Annotated in this window: 23 protein-coding genes; all 23 read left to right on the plus strand. The window is 53.2% G+C overall.

Annotated elements, in window-relative coordinates:
* Window positions 1-24 precede the first annotated feature (24 nt).
* Entirely contained in the window at window positions 25-348 is a 324-nt protein-coding gene (locus tag KNP84_RS07000; protein ID WP_021067096.1) for a putative DNA-binding protein, read from the plus strand.
* Window positions 349-359: 11 nt separating this feature from the next.
* On the plus strand, window positions 360-1,700 hold the full coding sequence (gene ffh / locus KNP84_RS07005) for a signal recognition particle protein (protein ID WP_021067097.1): 1,341 nt from the start codon (window positions 360-362) through the stop codon (window positions 1,698-1,700).
* An 81-nt stretch (window positions 1,701-1,781) separates the two neighbouring features.
* Window positions 1,782-2,057, plus strand: coding sequence for a 30S ribosomal protein S16 (gene rpsP / locus KNP84_RS07010; RefSeq protein WP_021067098.1), 276 nt, complete (start codon window positions 1,782-1,784; stop codon window positions 2,055-2,057).
* A gap of 53 nt (window positions 2,058-2,110) precedes the next feature.
* The gene (gene rimM / locus KNP84_RS07015) at window positions 2,111-2,626 is read left to right on the plus strand and encodes a ribosome maturation factor RimM (protein ID WP_021067099.1); all 516 of its coding nucleotides are present in this window, start codon (window positions 2,111-2,113) and stop codon (window positions 2,624-2,626) included.
* Window positions 2,616-3,332 carry a tRNA (guanosine(37)-N1)-methyltransferase TrmD gene (gene trmD / locus KNP84_RS07020; RefSeq protein ID WP_021067100.1) on the plus strand — a complete coding sequence of 239 codons (717 nt, stop codon included), beginning with the start codon at window positions 2,616-2,618 and terminating at the stop codon, window positions 3,330-3,332. The genes rimM and trmD overlap by 11 nt, the downstream gene beginning before the upstream one ends.
* Before the next feature lie 113 nt (window positions 3,333-3,445).
* Window positions 3,446-3,799, plus strand: coding sequence for a 50S ribosomal protein L19 (gene rplS, locus KNP84_RS07025; RefSeq protein ID WP_021067101.1), 354 nt, complete (start codon window positions 3,446-3,448; stop codon window positions 3,797-3,799).
* An 82-nt stretch (window positions 3,800-3,881) separates the two neighbouring features.
* Complete coding sequence (gene lepB, locus KNP84_RS07030; protein WP_021067102.1) at window positions 3,882-4,424, plus strand: signal peptidase I; 543 nt, start codon at window positions 3,882-3,884, stop codon at window positions 4,422-4,424.
* Window positions 4,425-4,436: 12 nt separating this feature from the next.
* A complete protein-coding gene (gene ylqF, locus KNP84_RS07035) occupies window positions 4,437-5,297 on the plus strand; it encodes a ribosome biogenesis GTPase YlqF (RefSeq protein ID WP_215114530.1) in 861 nt (286 codons plus the stop codon).
* A 41-nt stretch (window positions 5,298-5,338) separates the two neighbouring features.
* On the plus strand, window positions 5,339-6,091 hold the full coding sequence (locus tag KNP84_RS07040; RefSeq protein ID WP_215114531.1) for a ribonuclease HII: 753 nt from the start codon (window positions 5,339-5,341) through the stop codon (window positions 6,089-6,091).
* A gap of 11 nt (window positions 6,092-6,102) precedes the next feature.
* Window positions 6,103-6,948, plus strand: a complete 846-nt coding sequence (locus KNP84_RS07045) for a hypothetical protein (protein ID WP_215114532.1) — start codon at window positions 6,103-6,105, stop codon at window positions 6,946-6,948.
* Window positions 6,945-7,214: an EscU/YscU/HrcU family type III secretion system export apparatus switch protein gene (locus KNP84_RS07050; protein ID WP_021067106.1), complete on the plus strand. Its 270-nt coding sequence runs from the start codon at window positions 6,945-6,947 to the stop codon at window positions 7,212-7,214. The genes KNP84_RS07045 and KNP84_RS07050 overlap by 4 nt, the downstream gene beginning before the upstream one ends.
* 111 nt (window positions 7,215-7,325) lie before the next feature.
* On the plus strand, window positions 7,326-8,486 hold the full coding sequence (gene sucC / locus KNP84_RS07055) for an ADP-forming succinate--CoA ligase subunit beta (RefSeq protein ID WP_021067107.1): 1,161 nt from the start codon (window positions 7,326-7,328) through the stop codon (window positions 8,484-8,486).
* Window positions 8,487-8,498: 12 nt separating this feature from the next.
* On the plus strand, window positions 8,499-9,416 hold the full coding sequence (gene sucD / locus KNP84_RS07060; RefSeq protein ID WP_021067108.1) for a succinate--CoA ligase subunit alpha: 918 nt from the start codon (window positions 8,499-8,501) through the stop codon (window positions 9,414-9,416).
* Window positions 9,417-9,470: 54 nt separating this feature from the next.
* Window positions 9,471-10,262, plus strand: coding sequence for a DNA-processing protein DprA (dprA, locus tag KNP84_RS07065; RefSeq protein ID WP_215114533.1), 792 nt, complete (start codon window positions 9,471-9,473; stop codon window positions 10,260-10,262).
* A 65-nt stretch (window positions 10,263-10,327) separates the two neighbouring features.
* Window positions 10,328-12,424 (plus strand): type I DNA topoisomerase, encoded by a 2,097-nt coding sequence (gene topA, locus KNP84_RS07070; protein ID WP_021067110.1) that lies wholly within the window; start codon window positions 10,328-10,330, stop codon window positions 12,422-12,424.
* Window positions 12,376-13,734 (plus strand): FADH(2)-oxidizing methylenetetrahydrofolate--tRNA-(uracil(54)-C(5))-methyltransferase TrmFO, encoded by a 1,359-nt coding sequence (trmFO, locus tag KNP84_RS07075; protein WP_051627734.1) that lies wholly within the window; start codon window positions 12,376-12,378, stop codon window positions 13,732-13,734. The genes topA and trmFO overlap by 49 nt, the downstream gene beginning before the upstream one ends.
* A 186-nt stretch (window positions 13,735-13,920) precedes the next feature.
* The gene (locus KNP84_RS07080) at window positions 13,921-14,802 is read left to right on the plus strand and encodes a tyrosine-type recombinase/integrase (protein WP_021067112.1); all 882 of its coding nucleotides are present in this window, start codon (window positions 13,921-13,923) and stop codon (window positions 14,800-14,802) included.
* An 11-nt stretch (window positions 14,803-14,813) separates the two neighbouring features.
* On the plus strand, window positions 14,814-15,362 hold the full coding sequence (gene hslV, locus KNP84_RS07085; protein WP_021067113.1) for an ATP-dependent protease subunit HslV: 549 nt from the start codon (window positions 14,814-14,816) through the stop codon (window positions 15,360-15,362).
* Complete coding sequence (gene hslU, locus KNP84_RS07090; RefSeq protein WP_029595703.1) at window positions 15,359-16,729, plus strand: ATP-dependent protease ATPase subunit HslU; 1,371 nt, start codon at window positions 15,359-15,361, stop codon at window positions 16,727-16,729. Before hslV ends, hslU begins: the two co-directional genes overlap by 4 nt.
* A gap of 37 nt (window positions 16,730-16,766) precedes the next feature.
* On the plus strand, window positions 16,767-17,546 hold the full coding sequence (gene codY / locus KNP84_RS07095) for a GTP-sensing pleiotropic transcriptional regulator CodY (protein WP_016508279.1): 780 nt from the start codon (window positions 16,767-16,769) through the stop codon (window positions 17,544-17,546).
* 273 nt (window positions 17,547-17,819) lie between these two features.
* Window positions 17,820-18,188 (plus strand): flagellar basal body rod protein FlgB, encoded by a 369-nt coding sequence (gene flgB, locus KNP84_RS07100; RefSeq protein ID WP_021067115.1) that lies wholly within the window; start codon window positions 17,820-17,822, stop codon window positions 18,186-18,188.
* 2 nt (window positions 18,189-18,190) lie between these two features.
* The gene (gene flgC / locus KNP84_RS07105) at window positions 18,191-18,619 is read left to right on the plus strand and encodes a flagellar basal body rod protein FlgC (protein ID WP_021067116.1); all 429 of its coding nucleotides are present in this window, start codon (window positions 18,191-18,193) and stop codon (window positions 18,617-18,619) included.
* 13 nt (window positions 18,620-18,632) lie between these two features.
* Complete coding sequence (gene fliE / locus KNP84_RS07110) at window positions 18,633-18,917, plus strand: flagellar hook-basal body complex protein FliE (protein ID WP_215114534.1); 285 nt, start codon at window positions 18,633-18,635, stop codon at window positions 18,915-18,917.
* The last annotated feature ends 4 nt before the right edge of the window (window positions 18,918-18,921 follow it).

The raw sequence follows: 18,921 nt of genomic DNA on the forward strand, positions 1-18,921 counted from the left end.
ACTTAACATGTGGAGGTGGAGGTCATGTCGCTCGAAAAGACGAATCGAATGAACTACTTGTTCGATTTTTATCAAGCACTACTCACACCGAAACAGCGCAACTATATGTCTCTTTATTACCTAGATGACTACTCGCTCGGAGAGATTGCGGAAGAGTTTGAAGTCAGCCGTCAAGCGGTCTACGATAACATAAAGCGTACCGAAGCGATGCTTGAGCAGTATGAGGAGAAGTTGGCCTTGTTCGAGAAGTTCGAACAGCGGCAACAACTGCTTCAGACGCTCAAACGTCAAGTCGAGCATTCGCCCGACGCGACGGAAACGATTTCGGCGCTTGAGAATTTAGAGTAGGGGGCTGAAGCATGGCATTTGAAGGATTATCCGAACGGTTGCAATCGACACTGGCGAAAATGCGGGGGAAAGGTAAAATTTCCGAAGCAGATGTCAAAGAGATGATGAGAGAAGTTCGTCTCGCTCTCCTTGAAGCCGATGTCAACTTCAAAGTGGTCAAACAGTTCGTCAACGACGTGAAAGAACGGGCCATCGGCCAAGACGTCATGAAATCGTTGACACCGGGCCAACAAGTTGTCAAAATCGTTCATGAAGAGCTAACGACTTTGATGGGAAGCGACGTCGTCCCGATTACATTTAACCCAAAACCACCGACAGTCGTCATGATGGTCGGGTTACAAGGTGCGGGGAAAACGACGACGACCGGGAAGCTCGCGAACTTGATTCGCAAAAAGCATAACCGGAGTCCACTTCTCGTCGCGGCGGATATTTATCGGCCCGCGGCCATCAAACAGCTCGAGACACTCGGCAAGCAACTCGATTTACCGGTGTTCTCACTTGGCGACCAAGTGAAGCCGGAAGAAATCGTCACAAAAGCGCTCGAGTACGCCAAAACCAATCATCACGATTTCGTGTTGATCGATACGGCCGGTCGCCTTCACATCGACGAGACGCTCATGGGCGAACTCGAAAACGTGAAGACGATTGCCAAACCAAATGAAATCTTCCTCGTCGTCGATGCGATGACGGGTCAAGATGCGGTCAATGTGGCCGACAGCTTCAATGAGAAACTCGGAATCACCGGCGTCGTGCTCACAAAGCTCGACGGTGATACACGTGGTGGGGCAGCCCTTTCAATCAAGGCAGTCACGGGAGCGCCGATTAAGTTCGTCGGTCTCGGTGAAAAGTTGGATGCCCTCGAACCATTCCACCCGGAACGCATGGCGTCACGGATTCTTGGGATGGGGGACGTGCTCACACTCATTGAAAAAGCCGAGTCACAGATGGACCAAGATGCTGCGAAGGAGCTTGAAAGCAAAATTCGCGATGCATCGTTCACGTTCGATGATTTTATCGAGCAGTTGGGTCAAGTGAAAAACATGGGCCCAATTGATGAATTGCTCTCGATGTTACCTGGTGCAGGTAAGATGAAAGGGTTGAAGAACGTCCAAATCGACGAGAAGCAACTCGATCATGTCGAGGCGATCATTCGCTCGATGACAAAGCATGAGCGCTCCAATCCTGAAGTGCTCAACGCGAGTCGTCGCAAGCGGATCGCAAAAGGGAGCGGTCGTTCCATCCAGGAAGTGAACCGTCTCATCAAACAGTTCGATGACATGAAGAAGCTCATGAAGCAGATGTCAGGACAAATGAAAGGGAAGAAAAAAGGTCTCGGCCTTCCGTTCTTCTAAGAAAACTTTTGTCAGTCGGGCAAAAAAACAGTATACTATTAAAGTTGTCAATTCTTAAACACATGATGGAGGTATATTACCATGGCAGTTAAAATTCGTCTCAAGCGCATGGGCGCAAACAAATCACCTTTCTACCGGATCGTTGTAGCTGATTCACGTTCACCACGTGATGGCCGTTTCATCGAGCAACTCGGTCACTACAACCCGGTTGCAAAACCAGAAGCAGAAGTTCGCATCAACGAAGAACTCGCTCTCAAATGGTTGGCAGACGGCGCGAAGCCATCTGACACAGTACGTAACTTGTTCTCTAAAGCAGGGATCATGGAGAAATTCCACAACGCGAAAAACGCGAAGTAAGGATGTGGCCGACCTTTTATGAGGTCGGCCCATTTTTTTGAGGAGGCATAACAATGGAATGGTTATACGTAGGTAAGATCGCCAATACCCACGGCTTGAAAGGGGAACTGAAGTTGCTCGCCGCGACCGATTTCCCGGCCGAACGCTTCAAGAAAGGCGAGACGCTCTATTTGGACGTCGATGGCAAGAAGCTTCCGTTCGAGGTGACGACGTATCGTCCACATAAGCAGTTCCATCTCGTGACGTTCAAAGGGCTTGAGAATATCAATCTCGTCGAGAAGTATAAAGGGATGAAACTATACGTTCACGTCGAGCACGTTCACGAGTTACCGGAGCATGAGTTTTACTATCATGAGATTATCGGTTGCGAGGCCGTCGTCGACGGTGAGGTCATCGGTGTCGTCGACGATATCTTCGAGACTGGTGCCAACGACGTCTGGGTCATCAAACGCCCTGGCAAGTCGGACGCCCTCATCCCGTACATCGAATCGGTCGTGAGCGACATCGATGTCGAGGCGAAACGTGTCGTCATCACCCCGATTCCGGGAATGATTGACGATGAAGATTGATGTTTTAACGTTATTCCCCGAGATGTTCGCCCCGCTCGATCATTCAATTGTCGGACGGGCCCGTACCCTCGGACAAGTCGAGATGGCGTTCACGAACTTCCGTGACTTCTCGACGAACAAACACCATAAGGTCGACGACTACCCGTACGGAGGCGGGGCGGGCATGTTGCTCACCCCGCAGCCGATCTTTGACGCCTTCGACGCCATCGACAAGAAGCGTCCCCGCGTCATCGTCACGACGCCGACCGGACGCCGTTTCGACCAACAGATGGCGGAAGCATGGGCGTCCGAGGAACACTTGATCTTTTTATGCGGCCATTATGAAGGGTTCGACCAACGGATTCATGATGAGCTCGCGACGGACGAAGTGTCAATCGGTGACTTCGTCATGACCGGCGGTGAGCTCGCCGCGATGGTCATGATCGATGCGACGGTCCGTCTCATCCCGGAAGTACTCGGCGATCAGGCGAGCCATGAAGATGACTCGTTCTCGACAGGGCTACTCGAATATCCGCACTATACACGCCCCGCGGAGTTCCGTGGTCTGAAGGTGCCTGACGTCCTCTTGTCGGGCAATCACGCCAAAATCGAAGCGTGGCGCCGAGAGCAGTCGCTCCTGCGCACGTATCGCCGGCGACCGGACCTGCTCGAGCGCATCGAACTGTCGAAGGCAGATAAAAAATTCATTGAATCGTTGCGCGATTGACCGAATTGTGCTATGTTTGAGCATGTGGGTTAACCCCACCAATTACCGATGTTCCGCTGTTGGATGCTTGGGCAGATGAAGATATGAACATTGAAGAAAAAGGAGAACTATTCATGAACACACAAAAACTGTTCCGTGAAATCACAGAAGAACAATTCAAATCAGACGTACCTGCTTTCCGTCCTGGTGACACAGTACGTGTCCACGTTAAAGTCGTAGAGGGAACGCGCGAGCGTATCCAGATCTTCGAAGGCGTAGTCATCAAGCGTAAGGGTGGCGGCATCGGCGAAACATTCACAGTTCGTAAGATTTCTTACGGCGTAGGTGTTGAGCGTGCATTCCCGCTTCACTCACCACGTGTCGCGCAAATCGAAGTCGTTCGTTACGGTAAAGTCCGTCGTGCGAAACTCTACTACCTCCGCAACCTTCGCGGTAAAGCAGCACGTATTAAAGAAATCCGTCGTTAAGATGGGGATTAAGCTTGTCGCTTGCGACAAGCTTCTTTTTTTCTAGTACAATAAGTTCAAACGGACAGAGGAGTGAGGCAAGTTGAAAGAAGTGTTCAGTTGGCTTAAGGCGATCGTCGTTGCGCTCGTCATCGCGTTCGTGATCCGGACGTTCATCTTTGTACCTGTTATCGTCGAAGGAGAGTCGATGATGCCGACGCTCCAAAATGCCGATCGCATGATCGTCAGCAAAATCTCGAACTACGTCGGTGAGCTCGACCGAGGCGATATTATCGTCTTCCACGCGACAGAATCGAAAGACTATATCAAACGCGTCATCGCCATTCCTGGCGACACGCTCGAATATCGGGACGACACGCTTTATTTGAATGATGAGGCGGTCGAAGAACCGTATTTAGAGGATTTCCAGGCACAGATGAACGGCTTTCCTCTTACCGAAAACTTTACGCTCGAACAAGTGACGGGCGAGACGGTCGTCCCTGAAGGCTCGTACTTCGTCATGGGTGACAATCGTCAAAACTCGAAAGACAGCCGTGAAATCGGCTTTGTCCCGAAAGAGGACGTCGTCGGCAAAACGAACTTCGTGTTCTGGCCGCTCGGTGATTTCGGGACCGTACAAGAATAAGGTGGTGTTTGTTTGGCAATTCAATGGTTCCCTGGCCACATGGCCAAGGCACGAAGACAAGTAACAGAAAAGTTAAAGCTCATCGATGTCGTCATCGAACTCGTCGATGCACGTGTTCCACAATCGAGCCGTAACCCGATGGTCGATGAGATCACGGAAGGCAAACCGCGTCTCATCGTCTTGAATAAAGCCGATATGGCCGATCCGGTCGTCACTGACGCCTGGCTCCGCGCCTTGAAGCGCGATGACATCGAGGTCGTCGCCGTCGACGCGAAACATAGCAAAGGCTTGAAACAGCTCATGTCGGGCGCCGAGAAGCTCATGCAAGAGAAGCATGTCCGTATGCGTGAGAAAGGCCGGAACCCCGGCCCGATCCGCGCGCTCATCATCGGCATCCCGAACGTCGGCAAGTCGACGCTCATCAACCGTCTCGCCGGACGTAACATCGCTGTCACCGGCGACCGTCCGGGTGTCACGAAGCGTCAGCAATGGATCAAGATGAAAGGCGGCGAGATGGAATTGCTCGATACGCCAGGGATTCTTTGGCCGAAGTTCGAGGACCAGATGGTCGGCTATCGCTTGGCGGCGACCGGTGCCATCAAGGATGATATCTTGAACCTTGATGATATCGCGCTCTATACGGCCCGCGAATTGTCGGCCCGCTATCCGGACCAGTTGAAAGAGCGATTCAAAATCGATCAACTGCCGGAAGATGCCGTCGAACTGCTCGAATTGATTGGGAAGAAACGTGGACTCGTCAGCGGCGGTTACGTCGATTTCGAGAAAGCGAGCGAATTACTATTGAACGAACTGCGTCATGAGAAAATCGGACGTGTCTCCCTCGAGACGCCGGCCGACCATGACATGGCGTGAAGTCCTGTGCAAACAGGGCTTTTTTGAATAGGAGGAACGGAATGACGATTCAAGCGATTAAACAACGGCTACAGACGGTCCGATATGAAGAGTGGGAGCAGGTACGGGCCGAGTTGAAAGACGACCCGCGGACGGGCGTCCAGACGCTCATCCGGCAACGGGAGCGACAGTTCGCACAAGAACATGCCCTCCGTGCCGACTATACGGCCCGTCAGGCGTTCGAAGACGATTGGAAGGCCCAAGGGTTCCGTCTCATCGGCGGCGTCGACGAGGTCGGTCGAGGGCCGCTCGCGGGACCAGTCGTCGCGGCGGCTGTCATCTTGCCCGAAGGGTTTTATCATCCCGGCCTGAACGATTCGAAAAAGATGTCGAAACGGGCGCGGGAACTGGCATACCGCATCCTCATGGACGAGGCATCGGTCGGTGTCGGCATCGTCGACGCTGACGTGATCGACCAGGTCAATATTTATGAGGCGACGAAACTGGCGATGGTGGAAGCGGTCCGGCAGCTCGGAACGGTCGATGCGCTGTTGATTGACGCGATGCGCCTCGACCTCGACATCCCGCAGCAGTCGCTCATCAAAGGGGATGCCCGGAGTGTCTCGATTGCGGCGGCGAGCGTCGTAGCTAAAGTCGTTCGCGACAATATGATGGAGGATTACGCCGTCCTCTACCCCGGTTACGGATTCGAGCGGAACGCGGGCTATGGCACGAAAGACCATTTGACCGGCCTCGCGGAACACGGCATCACACCGATTCACCGGAAATCGTTCGCGCCGATTAAGCATATGTAGGAGGGATAACGATGCGTATCGATCACCAAGGCGTCCTGCCGTTCAAGGTCACCGAACAAAATTCACGGCAACTGCTCGTCGGCAATACGGTCGTCGGCCGGGTGCTCCAGCTGTTGCCCGGCGGTGAGGCGGTCATGCAGCTGCCGCAAGGCATGTTTCGGGTCGGGGTGAACGCCGACGTCAAAGAGAACGTGACGTACAAGATGGTCGTCACGGAGCTCGAACCGAAGCTCGTCTTGAAAGTCGTGTCGCAACAAATCGAGGCACAGCAGGCGGTCCGGTCACCACTCGCCCAGCTCGGCAGCGAACTCGGGCGCCTGGCCCGCCAGCCGTTCGATACGCCCGAGCCGCTCCAGGCGCAAGGCCGACAACTGCTCGAGAGTGGCGCCGGGGCCGATGTGAAGCAGCTGATCGGCGAGCTGTTCAAAGCGAAGGGTGACCCGAAGTTCGAACAGTTCGTCCGGGCCCAGGAGACGTTCAACGCCGTGCAGGCCCCGCCCTTCGTCGTTCAAGCATTTCACATACCGCATTTTGGCCCGTTTGAGCAAGTACGATTCCGTCTCGAGGCACCGAAAGGCGAGGTCATCGACTCCGACCATGCCCGCATCGTTCTATTCCTCGAGACCCCGAAGTATGGAGAAACGGGTATCGATTTGCTCGTCCAGAAGCGGCACGTGTCGGTCAAAGTGTTCAACGAACACCATGACTTGAGTCCGTTCGTCAATGCTTATGAGCCGTTGCTCGGGCACGCACTCGAAGCGAGCGGCTATGAGTTGTCCCGCTTCTCGTTTGAAGCAAAGCGGGAAGTGGTGCCGGACACGTTTGCCCCACTCGGAAAGGTGGACCAACGCGTATGACCGATCGCAAACAAGCCATCGCCTTGTCCTATGAGCAATCGATGGAGTCACCGCGCGTCGTCGCCAAAGGGGGCGGACTCGTCGCCGAGCGCATGCTCGCGCTCGCGCAAGCGAACGGTGTGCCGATTCATGAGGACCCGGCCTTACTTTCACTCTTGTCCGCGCTACAGATTGAAGAGCAGATTCCAGACGACCTGTACCAGGTCATCGCCGAGCTTTTCGTGTTTCTTTATCAGATGGAACAAGGAAAAATCGAGGATGTCTAGGGGTAGATGTGAAAAAAAGATGAAAACTTAAAGCAAGAACGATAGACAGCGCTTTCAGTTTTTCGTTACAATAGACGTGCCGATATTAAAGGGGACTAAGGGGGAAACGAAATGAATATCCATGAGTATCAGGCGAAAGAATTGCTTCGGGCGTTTGGAGTGGCCGTACCTACGGGCTATCCAGCGTTCACGGTTGAAGAAGCAGTCTCAGCCGCCGCCAAGCTAGACGGTGAACTAAAAGTTGTCAAAGCTCAGATTCACGCAGGAGGCCGCGGTAAAGCCGGCGGTGTCAAACTTGCGAAGTCAGATGAAGAAGTCAAACAGTACGCGTCAGAGATTCTCGGCAAGACGCTCGTCACGCATCAGACTGGACCAGAAGGAAAAGTCGTGCAACGCCTTTACATTGAAGAAGGCTCTGCCATTGACCAAGAATTTTACTTAGGACTTGTGCTTGACCGTTCGATCGGCCGAATTGTCATCATGGGTTCATCAGAAGGCGGTATGGACATCGAGGAAGTCGCTGAACATACACCTGAAAAGATTCATAAAGAAGTCGTCGACCCAGTCGTCGGACTCCGTCCGTTCCAAGCACGCCGTCTCGCGTTCAAGATGGAAGTGCCGACCAAACTCGTCAACAAATTCAGCGACATGGTCATGAAATTGTATAAAGTGTACGTCGAGACAGATTGCACGATCGCGGAAATCAACCCGCTCGTCACGACGAAAGACGGCAACGTCATCGCACTCGATGCGAAGCTCAACTTCGACAGCAACGCGCTTTATCGTCATAAAGACATCGTCGACCTTCGCGACACGACAGAAGAAGATCCGCGTGAAGTCGAGGCGTCAAAACACGACCTTAGCTATATCGCGCTCGACGGCAACATCGGTTGCCTCGTTAACGGGGCTGGCTTGGCCATGGCGACGATGGATATCATCAAGCATTACGGCGCCGAACCCGCTAACTTCCTCGATGTAGGCGGCGGTGCAACGAAAGAAAAAGTAACGGAAGCGTTCAAATTGATTTTGTCAGACGACCAAGTCAAAGGAATCTTCGTTAACATCTTTGGTGGCATCATGAAGTGTGACATCATTGCTGAAGGTATCGTCGCGGCGACGAAAGAAATCGGTCTCGATTTGCCACTCGTCGTCCGGTTAGAAGGCACGAACGTGGATGCGGGACGACGCATTCTCGATGAATCTGGACTTGCGATCACTTCGGCGAGCTCGATGGCTGACGGTGCAGAAAAAATCGCGGCACTCGTTCGATAAGGGGGAAACGACATGAGTATTTGGGCGAATCAAGATACAAAAGTGATCATTCAAGGGATCACGGGGAAACAAGGTCTGTTCCACGGCGAACAGATGCTGGCATATAACACGAAATTGGTCGGAGGGGTGACACCTGGTAAAGGTGGCACGACCGTCCTTGACGGCGTACCGGTCTTCAACACCGTATCCGAGGCAGTCGAAGCGACTGGCGCGAACGCGTCAATCATCTACGTGCCACCTGCGTTCGCAGCCGATTCGATTATGGAAGCGGCCGATAGCGGCATCGAGTTGATCATCTGTATCACAGAAGGTATCCCGGTCATCGACATGATTCAAGTGAAGCGTTACCTCGAGGACAAACCGGCCCGTCTCATCGGACCGAACTGCCCGGGGATCATCACGCCAGGGGAAGCGAAACTTGGCATCATGCCAGGCTATATCCACACGAAAGGCCACGTCGGCATCGTCTCGCGCTCAGGGACGCTCACATACGAAGCGGTCCATCAGTTGACGACTGCCGGAATCGGACAATCGACAGCTGTCGGGATTGGTGGAGACCCGGTCAACGGAACGAACTTCATCGACACGCTCCAAGCGTTCAATGAAGACGAGGACACGAAAGCGGTCATCATGATCGGTGAAATCGGTGGAACGGCTGAAGAAGAAGCTGCTGAATGGGTGAAAGCGAACATGACGAAACCGGTCATCGGTTTCATCGGTGGACAAACAGCCCCTGAAGGCAAGCGGATGGGCCATGCCGGCGCCATCATCTCAGGCGGAAAAGGTACAGCTGCTGAGAAAATTAAGACGTTGAACGCCAACGGGATTGAAGTCGCCGAGACGCCTGCCGTCATCGGAGAGACACTCATCCGGGTGTTGAAACAACAAGGTTTGTATGAAGCTTGCGTGACGGGTCAACCGACAACGTAAACCATTCGGAATGAGGGATGCGCGGCATCCCTCATTTTTTTAGAGGTGATTGTGATGAATCAAACAATCGCTCGATTCGCAGCCGAACGGTTGCCGGTCGAGTTCGTCCATCATTACTTGTCGCACGTGCATATGAACATGCAGCAGTTCCATCCGAGCGTCCGAAGCAAAGCAGAACGGGCGCTTCGTTCCACGGTCACGTACGACCGTTTTTTGACGTGGGAGGATGAATTGTTCCCGTCCGCGCTGCTCCATATTCCGAATCCTCCATATTGTTTGTTTTATCGAGGTGATTTAGAGGTACTACATCAACAAACGACCGCATTGGTCGGAAGCCGTGAATTGAATCGTATCAGCCGACGACTCGTCGAACATTTCCGTCCTTTAATAGAAGAAACTGTCTCCGTCTCGGGTGGGGCGCTCGGCATCGACGGTCTCGTCCATGAGCTGTCGCTCAATCATGACCGGCCGACCATCGCCATCCTCGGAGCGGGCTTTTCGCACTTGTATCCACAGGTCCATTCGCCCTTGTTCGAGCGGATTTCGCGACACGGGTTACTCCTCACAGAATACACACCGGAAACACCTGTCAAAAAATTTCAATTTTTAGAACGAAATCGTCTCGTCAGCGGACTTGCCGATCGTCTCGTCGTCATCCAGGCTCGTCAAAAGAGCGGGACGATGAACACGGTCGGACATGCCCTCGAGCAAGGAAAGACGGTATTCGCGGTGCCTGGAAGCCCGCTCGATCCGCTCGCGGCTGGTCCGAATCAATTGATTGAAGACGGGGCGATTCCATTGACGACTGCCGATCAAATTCTAACATGTTCAAGGATTGGACGTTGACAAACCATCGACAACATGAATATTATGGTAGGGATTTAAATGACCTCTAAAAGGGGAGCAGATGTATGGCAAAATACTTGGTGATCGTCGAATCACCCGCGAAAGCGAAAACAATTAAACGTTATTTAGGATCGAATTACACGGTCAAGGCATCTATGGGTCACGTCATCGATTTACCGAAGAGTCAACTCGGTGTCGACGTGGAACATGACTTCGAACCGAAGTACATCACGATCCGTGGCAAAGGCCCAGTTTTGAAAGAATTGAAGACGGCAGCCAAAAAAGCGACGAAAATCTTTCTCGCGGCTGACCCGGATCGCGAAGGGGAAGCGATTGCTTGGCATTTAGCACGTGCCCTCGGTGTCGACGAAACGACGGAATGTCGCGTCGTCTTTAACGAGATCACGAAAGATGCGATTAAAGAGTCGTTCAAACACCCGCGTAAAATCAACCATGACCTCGTCGACGCCCAGCAGGCGCGTCGAATTTTGGACCGTCTCGTCGGATACGGGATGAGCCCATTACTATGGAAGAAAGTCAAAAAAGGATTATCGGCCGGACGCGTTCAATCCGTGGCCGTTAAAATGATTATCGACCGGGAGCGGGAGATCAATGCCTTCGACCCAGAAGAGTATTGGACCATCAAACTCACCCTCAACCATGAAGGCGAATCGTTCGAGACTTCGTTTTATGGTAAAGACGGGAAAAAAATGGAGCTCAAGAGCGAGGCAGATGCCGACGCGGTGCTCAAAGCGATTGACGACTCATTCAAAGTCATCGACGTCACGAAGAAAGAGCGGAAGCGCAACGCGTCGCTCCCGTTCACGACGAGCTCGCTCCAGCAAGATGCGGCTCGTAAATTGAACTTCCGTGCTAAGAAGACGATGATGCTCGCGCAACAGCTATACGAAGGGATCGACCTCGGGAAGAAAGAAGGCACCGTCGGTTTGATCACGTATATGCGTACCGACTCGACGCGTATCTCAGATTTGGCGAAAGCGGAAGCGAAAGAGTATATCGAATCCACATTCGGAGAAGAGTACGTCGCGTTGCAGAAGCAAAAAGAGAAGAAAGCCGCGAACGCCCAGGACGCCCACGAAGCGATTCGTCCGACTTCGGCGTTACGCGACCCGGCCTCGGTGAAAGCGTACTTGTCGCGTGACCAGCTCCGCTTGTACAAGTTGATTTGGGAGCGCCTCGTCGCGAGCCAAATGGCGCCGGCCATCCTCGACACGGTGAAAATCGACGTCGAGTCGAACGGCATGATTTTCCGTGCCAACGGGTCGACCGTCAAATTCCCTGGTTTCATGAAAGTGTATATCGAATCGAAAGATGAAGATATCGAAGACACGAACCCGGAGAAAGAAGGGTTGCTTCCACCGCTCGAAGTGGATGACCTCGTCAAGTTCGAGACAATCGAACCGAAGCAGCACTTCACACAGCCGCCGCCACGTTACAGTGAGGCGCGTCTCGTTCGGGCGATGGAAGAACTCGGAATCGGTCGTCCGTCGACGTATGCACCGACGCTCGATACGATTCAAAAACGCGGATATGTCGTCCTTGAAGAGAAGAAGTTCGTCCCGACAGAACTTGGCGAACTCGTCATCGAGATGATCGATGAGTACTTCAACGACTTTATCACCGTCCAGTTCACGGCCGACATGGAGACGCTCCTCGACTCGATTGAGAACGAGGAAGTCGAATGGACGGAAGTCGTCGCTCCAATCTATCGCAGTTTCGAGAAACGTCTGAAACGAGCCGAGTCAGAGATTGAGAAAATCGAAGTGAAAGATGAACCGGCCGGCATCGACTGCGAAGTGTGCGGTTCGCCGATGGTCATCAAGATGGGCCGTTACGGGAAATTCATGGCATGCTCGAACTTCCCGAACTGTACGAACACGAAACCGGTACAAGTCGAAATCGGCGTCCCATGTCCGAGCTGCAAAGACGGACAAGTCGTCGAACGACGCAGTAAGAAGGGTCGTCTGTTCTACGGTTGCTCGAACTATCCAGACTGTGAGTTCGTCTCATGGGACAAGCCGGTCGCGAAACCGTGTCCGGAATGTGGTAAGATGATGGTCGAGAAAAAAATTAAAGACGGTGTGAAATATCAATGTACGAACTGTACCCATGCCGAGGTACATCAGTTAGAGGAGGATTAACTTTGCAGCAACGTGTAACTGTGATCGGAGCGGGCCTCGCCGGCTCCGAGGCGGCTTGGCAACTCGCGAAACGCGGAATTCAAGTCGATTTGTATGAAATGAGACCGGTCCGAAAAACACCGGCACACCATACGGACCAATTCGCTGAACTGGTCTGCTCGAACTCGCTTCGAGCGAACGGGCTACAAAACGCGGTCGGCGTCTTGAAAGAAGAGATGCGCACGCTCGACTCACTCATCTTGAAAGCGGCCGACACGGCAAGTGTACCGGCCGGCGGCGCTCTCGCCGTCGACCGTCATGACTTCGCCGGATTCGTGACGGACACGTTGAAGAACCATCCGAACGTGACCGTGCACAACGAAGAGATCACGGCGATTCCGGACGGGATCGTCATCATGGCGACCGGTCCACTCACGTCACCGGACCTCTCGGCTTCGCTCAAAGCGTTCACAGGTGAAGATTACCTTTACTTCTACGACGCCGCGGCGCCGATTTTGGACGGCGAGACGATTGACCGGGACAAGGTATACTTGAAATCACGTTACGACAAAGGTGAGGCGGCGTACCTCAACTGTCCGATGACGGAAGAAGAGTTCGACTTGTTCTACGACGAGCTCGTCAAAGCAGAGGTCGTCCCGCTCAAAGAGTTCGAGAAAGAGATTTACTTCGAAGGCTGCATGCCATTTGAAGTTCTTGCCCAACGCGGCAAGAAGACGCTCTTGTTCGGACCGATGAAACCCGTCGGCCTCGAAGATCCGAAGACGGGCAAACGTCCGCACGCGGTCGTGCAGTTACGGCAAGATAACTCGGCCGGCACGCTGTTCAACTTGGTCGGATTCCAGACCCACCTCAAATGGGGTGAGCAGAAACGGATCCTTCAACTCATCCCGGGTCTCGAGAACGCTGAGATCGTGCGCTACGGTGTCATGCACCGGAACACGTTCATCAACTCACCGAGCCTGTTGAAACCGACGTATCAGGCGCGGACACGCGACACGTTGTTCTTCGCCGGGCAGATGACCGGTGTGGAAGGGTACGTCGAATCGGCGGCGTCAGGACTTCTCGCTGGGATTAACGCAGCGAAACTGATTGCCGGTGAAGACCTCGTCGTCTTGCCACGCGAGACGATGCTCGGTTCGATGGCGCACTATATCACGACGACGGACGGCAAGCACTTCCAACCGATGAACGCAAACTTCGGTCTCGTGCCGTCGCTCGAGGATGCACCGCAGAAGATGAAGAAACAAGAACGGTACGAACGTTACGCGAACCGTGCCCTTGAAACGATTCAGCAATATAAAGAGATTTAAGGGAAAGGAGCCATTTTTTGGCTCCTTTTTTGTGAATTTAAATTTCAATTGTGTAATTTGTACAACACTTTGAAAATTTTCAGATTATTGAGGGGCTATCTATTGTCACCTCTGACGGTGTATGCTATGCTAATTTCGATTTGACGAGAACATGCGTTTTTAAGTTGAAAACGAGGGGGCGAGAGAATGGGATTCGGTGACGATCAACAGTCATTTTTGCGCTATTGCCAAGTCGAACGCCGGCTGTCTCCTCACACGAAACGCTCTTACGAGCAGACGCTCGACCAGTACGCCGCTTATTGCCAATCGACACATCAAGATCCGTATGATGTGCAGTCGGCGCGGCGTTATTTATATGCCCTTTATGAGACCGACAGCGCCACGACGACGGTCGCCCAAAAAGTATCGTGCCTCAAGCAATTCGGGAAATTTGTGGCACGTGAGACGGGTGTCGAGCCTCTTTTCCACGGCCTAACGTCTCCGAAACGGCGCAAGACGCTGCCGACGTTCGCCGTGCCTAGCGAAGTCGAACAGCTCATCGCGACCGCGGACGGACAAGATGATCCGTTCCTGCGGGCCCGTGACGTCGCCATCGTCGAGATGTTGTACGGGACGGGCATGCGCGTCGCCGAGTTGTGCGGGATGGACGTGTCGTCCTACGATGCCGACCTCGCCTTCGTGCATGTCGTCGGGAAAGGGAAGAAAGAGCGCTACATCCCAATCGGACAGTTCGCCATCGCGGCGCTCGATCGTTACCTCGACGTGCGCCAAACATGCGCTTCCCCCCAAGAAACGGCATTATTCCTCAGTCAAAAAGGGAATCGAGTGACAACAGACCAAATTCGCTACGTCATGAAGCGTCTGAGGAAGCAAGGCGGCCTGCATAAGCCGTTGACGCCTCACTCGCTCCGTCATAGTTTTGCGACGGACCTGCTCGAGCGCGGGGCTGACCTCCGTGCCGTCCAAGAGTTGCTCGGTCACGAGTCACTCTCGACGACGGGTCGTTACACTCACGTCTCGACGGAGCGCTTGCGAGCGGTCTATCAAGCCACACATCCGAGAAAGTAGGAGGTCATCAGATGTTTCACGCAACCACGATTTTCGCAGTCCGCCACAACGGGCATGGTGCCATGAGCGGGGATGGACAAGTCACGTTCGGAAACGCCGTCATCATGAAAAACAAGGCCAAAAAAGTACGACGTCTCTACGGCGGTAAAGTCGTCGCCGGGTTCGCCGGAAGCGTGGCCGACGCATTCACGCTCTTCGAGAAGTTTGAATCGAAGCTAGAGATGTACAACGGGAACTTGCCGCGTGCGGCCGTCGAGCTGGCTAAAGAGTGGCGCGGGGATAAGATGCTCCGTCAACTCGAAGCGCTTTTGATCGTCATGGACCGTGAGCACCTACTGCTCGTGTCTGGGAACGGCGAAGTGATCGAACCGGATGATGGCATTTTAGCGATCGGTTCGGGCGGGAACTATGCGCTCGCTGCCGGGCGCGCCCTCGTACGCCATTCGCCTGAGAAATCAGCGGAAGACATAGCCCGCGCCGCTCTCGAGATTGCCGGAGAGTTGTGCGTCTATACAAACGACCAAGTCATCGTAGAAACGATCGGAGGCGATTCTGAATGAAACGTGAACTGACACCACGCCAAATCGTAGCGGAACTAGACCGCTTCGTCATCGGACAAAAGGATGCCAAGCGCGCCGTCGCGATCGCACTCCGCAACCGTTATCGTCGCCAAAAATTGAGTGCCGACCTGCGTGATGAAGTGACACCGAAGAACATCTTGATGATCGGCCCGACCGGTGTCGGGAAGACGGAAATCGCACGCCGCTTGGCCAAACTCGTCGGCGCGCCGTTCGTCAAAGTCGAGGCTACCAAATTCACTGAAGTCGGCTACGTCGGCCGCGATGTCGAATCGATGGTCCGTGACCTTGTCGAGGCGTCGGTCCGTCTCGTGAAGGAAGAGAAGAAAGAAGGCGTGAAAGAGCAAGCGGAAGTCGCTGCGACTGAACGCATCCTTGACGCTTTGCAAGGCAAGGCCAAAGTCGAACCGACCGCATCGAACCCGTTCGAGGCGTTGTTCGGCGGCCAAGCTCAAAAGACCGAAGAGCCGACTAACACGCAGTCGTCCGACCGCGCACAGTTGCGTCGCTTGCTCGAGCTCGGTGAACTCGAAGAACGATTAATCGAGGTCAATCTCGAAGAAAAGCAGACCGTAGACTTGTTCCAAGGGCAAGGCATGGAAGGTTTATCGAACTTGCAGGACATGCTCGGTCAAATCGTGCCGAAGAAACGGAAGAAACGCAAGTTGCCGGTCCGCGAAGCACGTCCGCTCATCGTCGCCGAGGAAGCGGAGAGTTTGCTCGATATGAACGAAGTTCATGACGAGGCCGTGCGCCGTAGTGAGCAGATGGGCATCATTTTCGTCGATGAGATCGACAAGATTGCGACGAAGTCGCAAGATCATGCCGGTGTCTCACGAGAGGGAGTCCAACGTGACATCTTGCCAATCGTCGAAGGATCGACCGTCGTCACGAAGTATGGACCGGTCAAGACGGACCACGTGCTCTTTATCGCCGCCGGAGCATTCCATATGGCGAAGCCGTCCGACTTGATTCCTGAGCTACAAGGACGTTTCCCGATTCGCGTTGAACTGAGCAGCCTGACCGAAGAGGACTTCGTCAAGATTTTGACGGAGCCGTCCCAGGCGCTCATCAAGCAGTACACGGCACTCCTCGAGTCGGAGGAGATTAGCGTCGAGTTCACTCATCCAGCCATCGAAGAGATTGCGCGCATCGCGACGCACGTCAACCGAGAGACGGATGACATCGGGGCCCGCCGTCTGTATACGATTATGGAGCGCGTCCTCGAGGACTTGTCGTTCGAGGCGGCCGACATGCCGCAAACGCATGTTCAAATCACACCGGCCTATGTGAAAGAGAAAGTCGGCTCGATTGCGGAAGATCGAGACCTTAGCCAATTTATACTATAAGATTCTGTATGCACATACAGGGAGGAAAATAAGAATTATGAACTTACTAGACAAAACACGCCAATTGAACACGATGCTTCAACAAGAGGCAAGCGCGCACGTAGACTTTAAAGAAATGGCGGATAAGATGCGCGAAGTACTCGAAGCAAACACGTTCATCGTCAGTCGTCGGGGCCGTTTGCTCGGCTTTGCCATCAAACAACAAATCGAGAACGAACGCATGAAGGCGTTCTTGGTCGACCGTCAATTCCCGGAGCCATACGCCTCAAACTTGTTCAACGTCAAAGAGACGACGGAAAATATCGGCATCGACAGTGAGTATACGGCGTTCCCGGTCGAGAACCGTGAGTTGTTCCTCGACTCGATGACGACGATTGTTCCAATCATCGGTGGTGGCGAGCGTCTCGGTACACTCGTGCTCGGTCGGCTCAACAACGAGTTCACGGAAGATGACCTCGTCTTGGCCGAATATAGCGCGACCGTCGTAGGGATGGAGATTCTTCGTGAGAAAGCGGCCGAAGCGGAGGCGTCAGCCCGTAAAAAAGCGGTCGTCCAAATGGCGATCAACTCGCTCTCGTATTCTGAGCTTGAAGCGATCGAGCACATCTTCGAAGAGCTTGGTGGCAACGAAGGTTTACTAGTTGCTTCCAAAATTGCCGACCGTGTGGGAATCACTCGTTCGGTCATCGTTAACGCACTCCGTAAATTGGAAAGTGCGGGTGTCATCGAGTCACGTTCTCTCGGTATGAAAGGAACGTATATTAAGATACTGAATGACAACTTCTTGTTCGAATTACAAAAGTTGAAATCGAATTGAAATAAACTAGATTCAACTGACGAATACTAGAAAGTCTATCGAATTAGGACTTTAGACTTACAAAGTCGCTCCCGACGTAATGGGAGCGACTTTTTTTAGTGCAAAAGTAATTATTTTCAGAATTCGTCGTAAATTCGACAAAAACAGAAGACAGCATTTACCTGTTTTAATAAAAATATCTTTCAACACTGTTACAGATTTGTTTCAATGAAATAGTGGATTTTCCAAATAAGGTATATACATGCATTCTTTTAGTGAAAGCGAGTGAAACGCATGAACTGGATCGGTAGCGACTATCAATTAATGAAGCAAGCGATCAATCATTCGGTCGTAAATCAAAAAGTCATCAGCCATAACCTATCGAATATCGATACCCCGAACTTCCGGGCGAAGCAGGCCGTGTTTGAACAGACGCTGAACAACGAGATGCGTCTCAAGCTGGCAGGCGGTCGTCCGAGTGAGCGCTCGGCGACGACGATCACGGACCGGGCCGGAGGCGCGATGCGAAGTGACGGCAATAACGTTGATCTCGATTACGAGATGAGCGAGTTGGCACGGAACCAGCTTCAATACGAAGCGATGATGGAACAGTTGAACCGCCGGCTCGGCGGACTCAAAACCGTCATTAGAGGAGGGCGTTGACGATGGGCATGTTTGATAGTTTTCATATCTCGGCGACGGCACTGACGTCGCAACGGTTACGGATGGACACGGTGTCCGCGAACATCGCGAACGCCCAGACGACACGCGGCAAGTTAGTCGACGGGGAGTGGCAACCGTACACGCGAAAGATGACCGTGATGCAGGAAGCACCGTTTCGCCAACAGCTGTCCGCTGTCAGCGGCGGGGTCGAAGTCTCACAGATTGTGGAAGATGAGAGCCCGTACAAGCTCGTCTATGACCCGAGCCATCCTGATTCGGATGACCGGGGCTATGTCCAGATGCCAAACGTCGACCTGTTGAAAGAAATGGTCGATTTGATGGGAGCGACACGGTCGTACGAGGCGAACATCGCCGCGATGAACGCCACGAAGGCGATGCTCGTCAAAGCGATGGAAATTGGTAAAGGATAAGGAGTGATCGAGGATGCAGATTAACCCCATTCAATTGATTGGCACACAACTCACAGTCGCGCCGGCCGTGAAAGAGACGCCATCCCAGTTCGGAACGTATTTGAACGAGGCGATGCGCTCATTAAATGACGTCCAACAAGCGACGAGCTCGGCCCGAGCCGATCTCGCCGTCGGGAAAGCCGATTTACATCAAGTCATGATTCAAAGCGAAGAGTCATCGATTGCGATGCAACTCGCCATAGAGGTGCGGAACAAAGCGGTCGAGGCCTATCAAGAAATGATGCGAATGCAAGTTTAAAGTA

Source organism: Exiguobacterium sp. s70 (assembly GCF_018618315.1).
GTDB lineage: Bacteria > Bacillota > Bacilli > Exiguobacteriales > Exiguobacteriaceae > Exiguobacterium > Exiguobacterium chiriqhucha.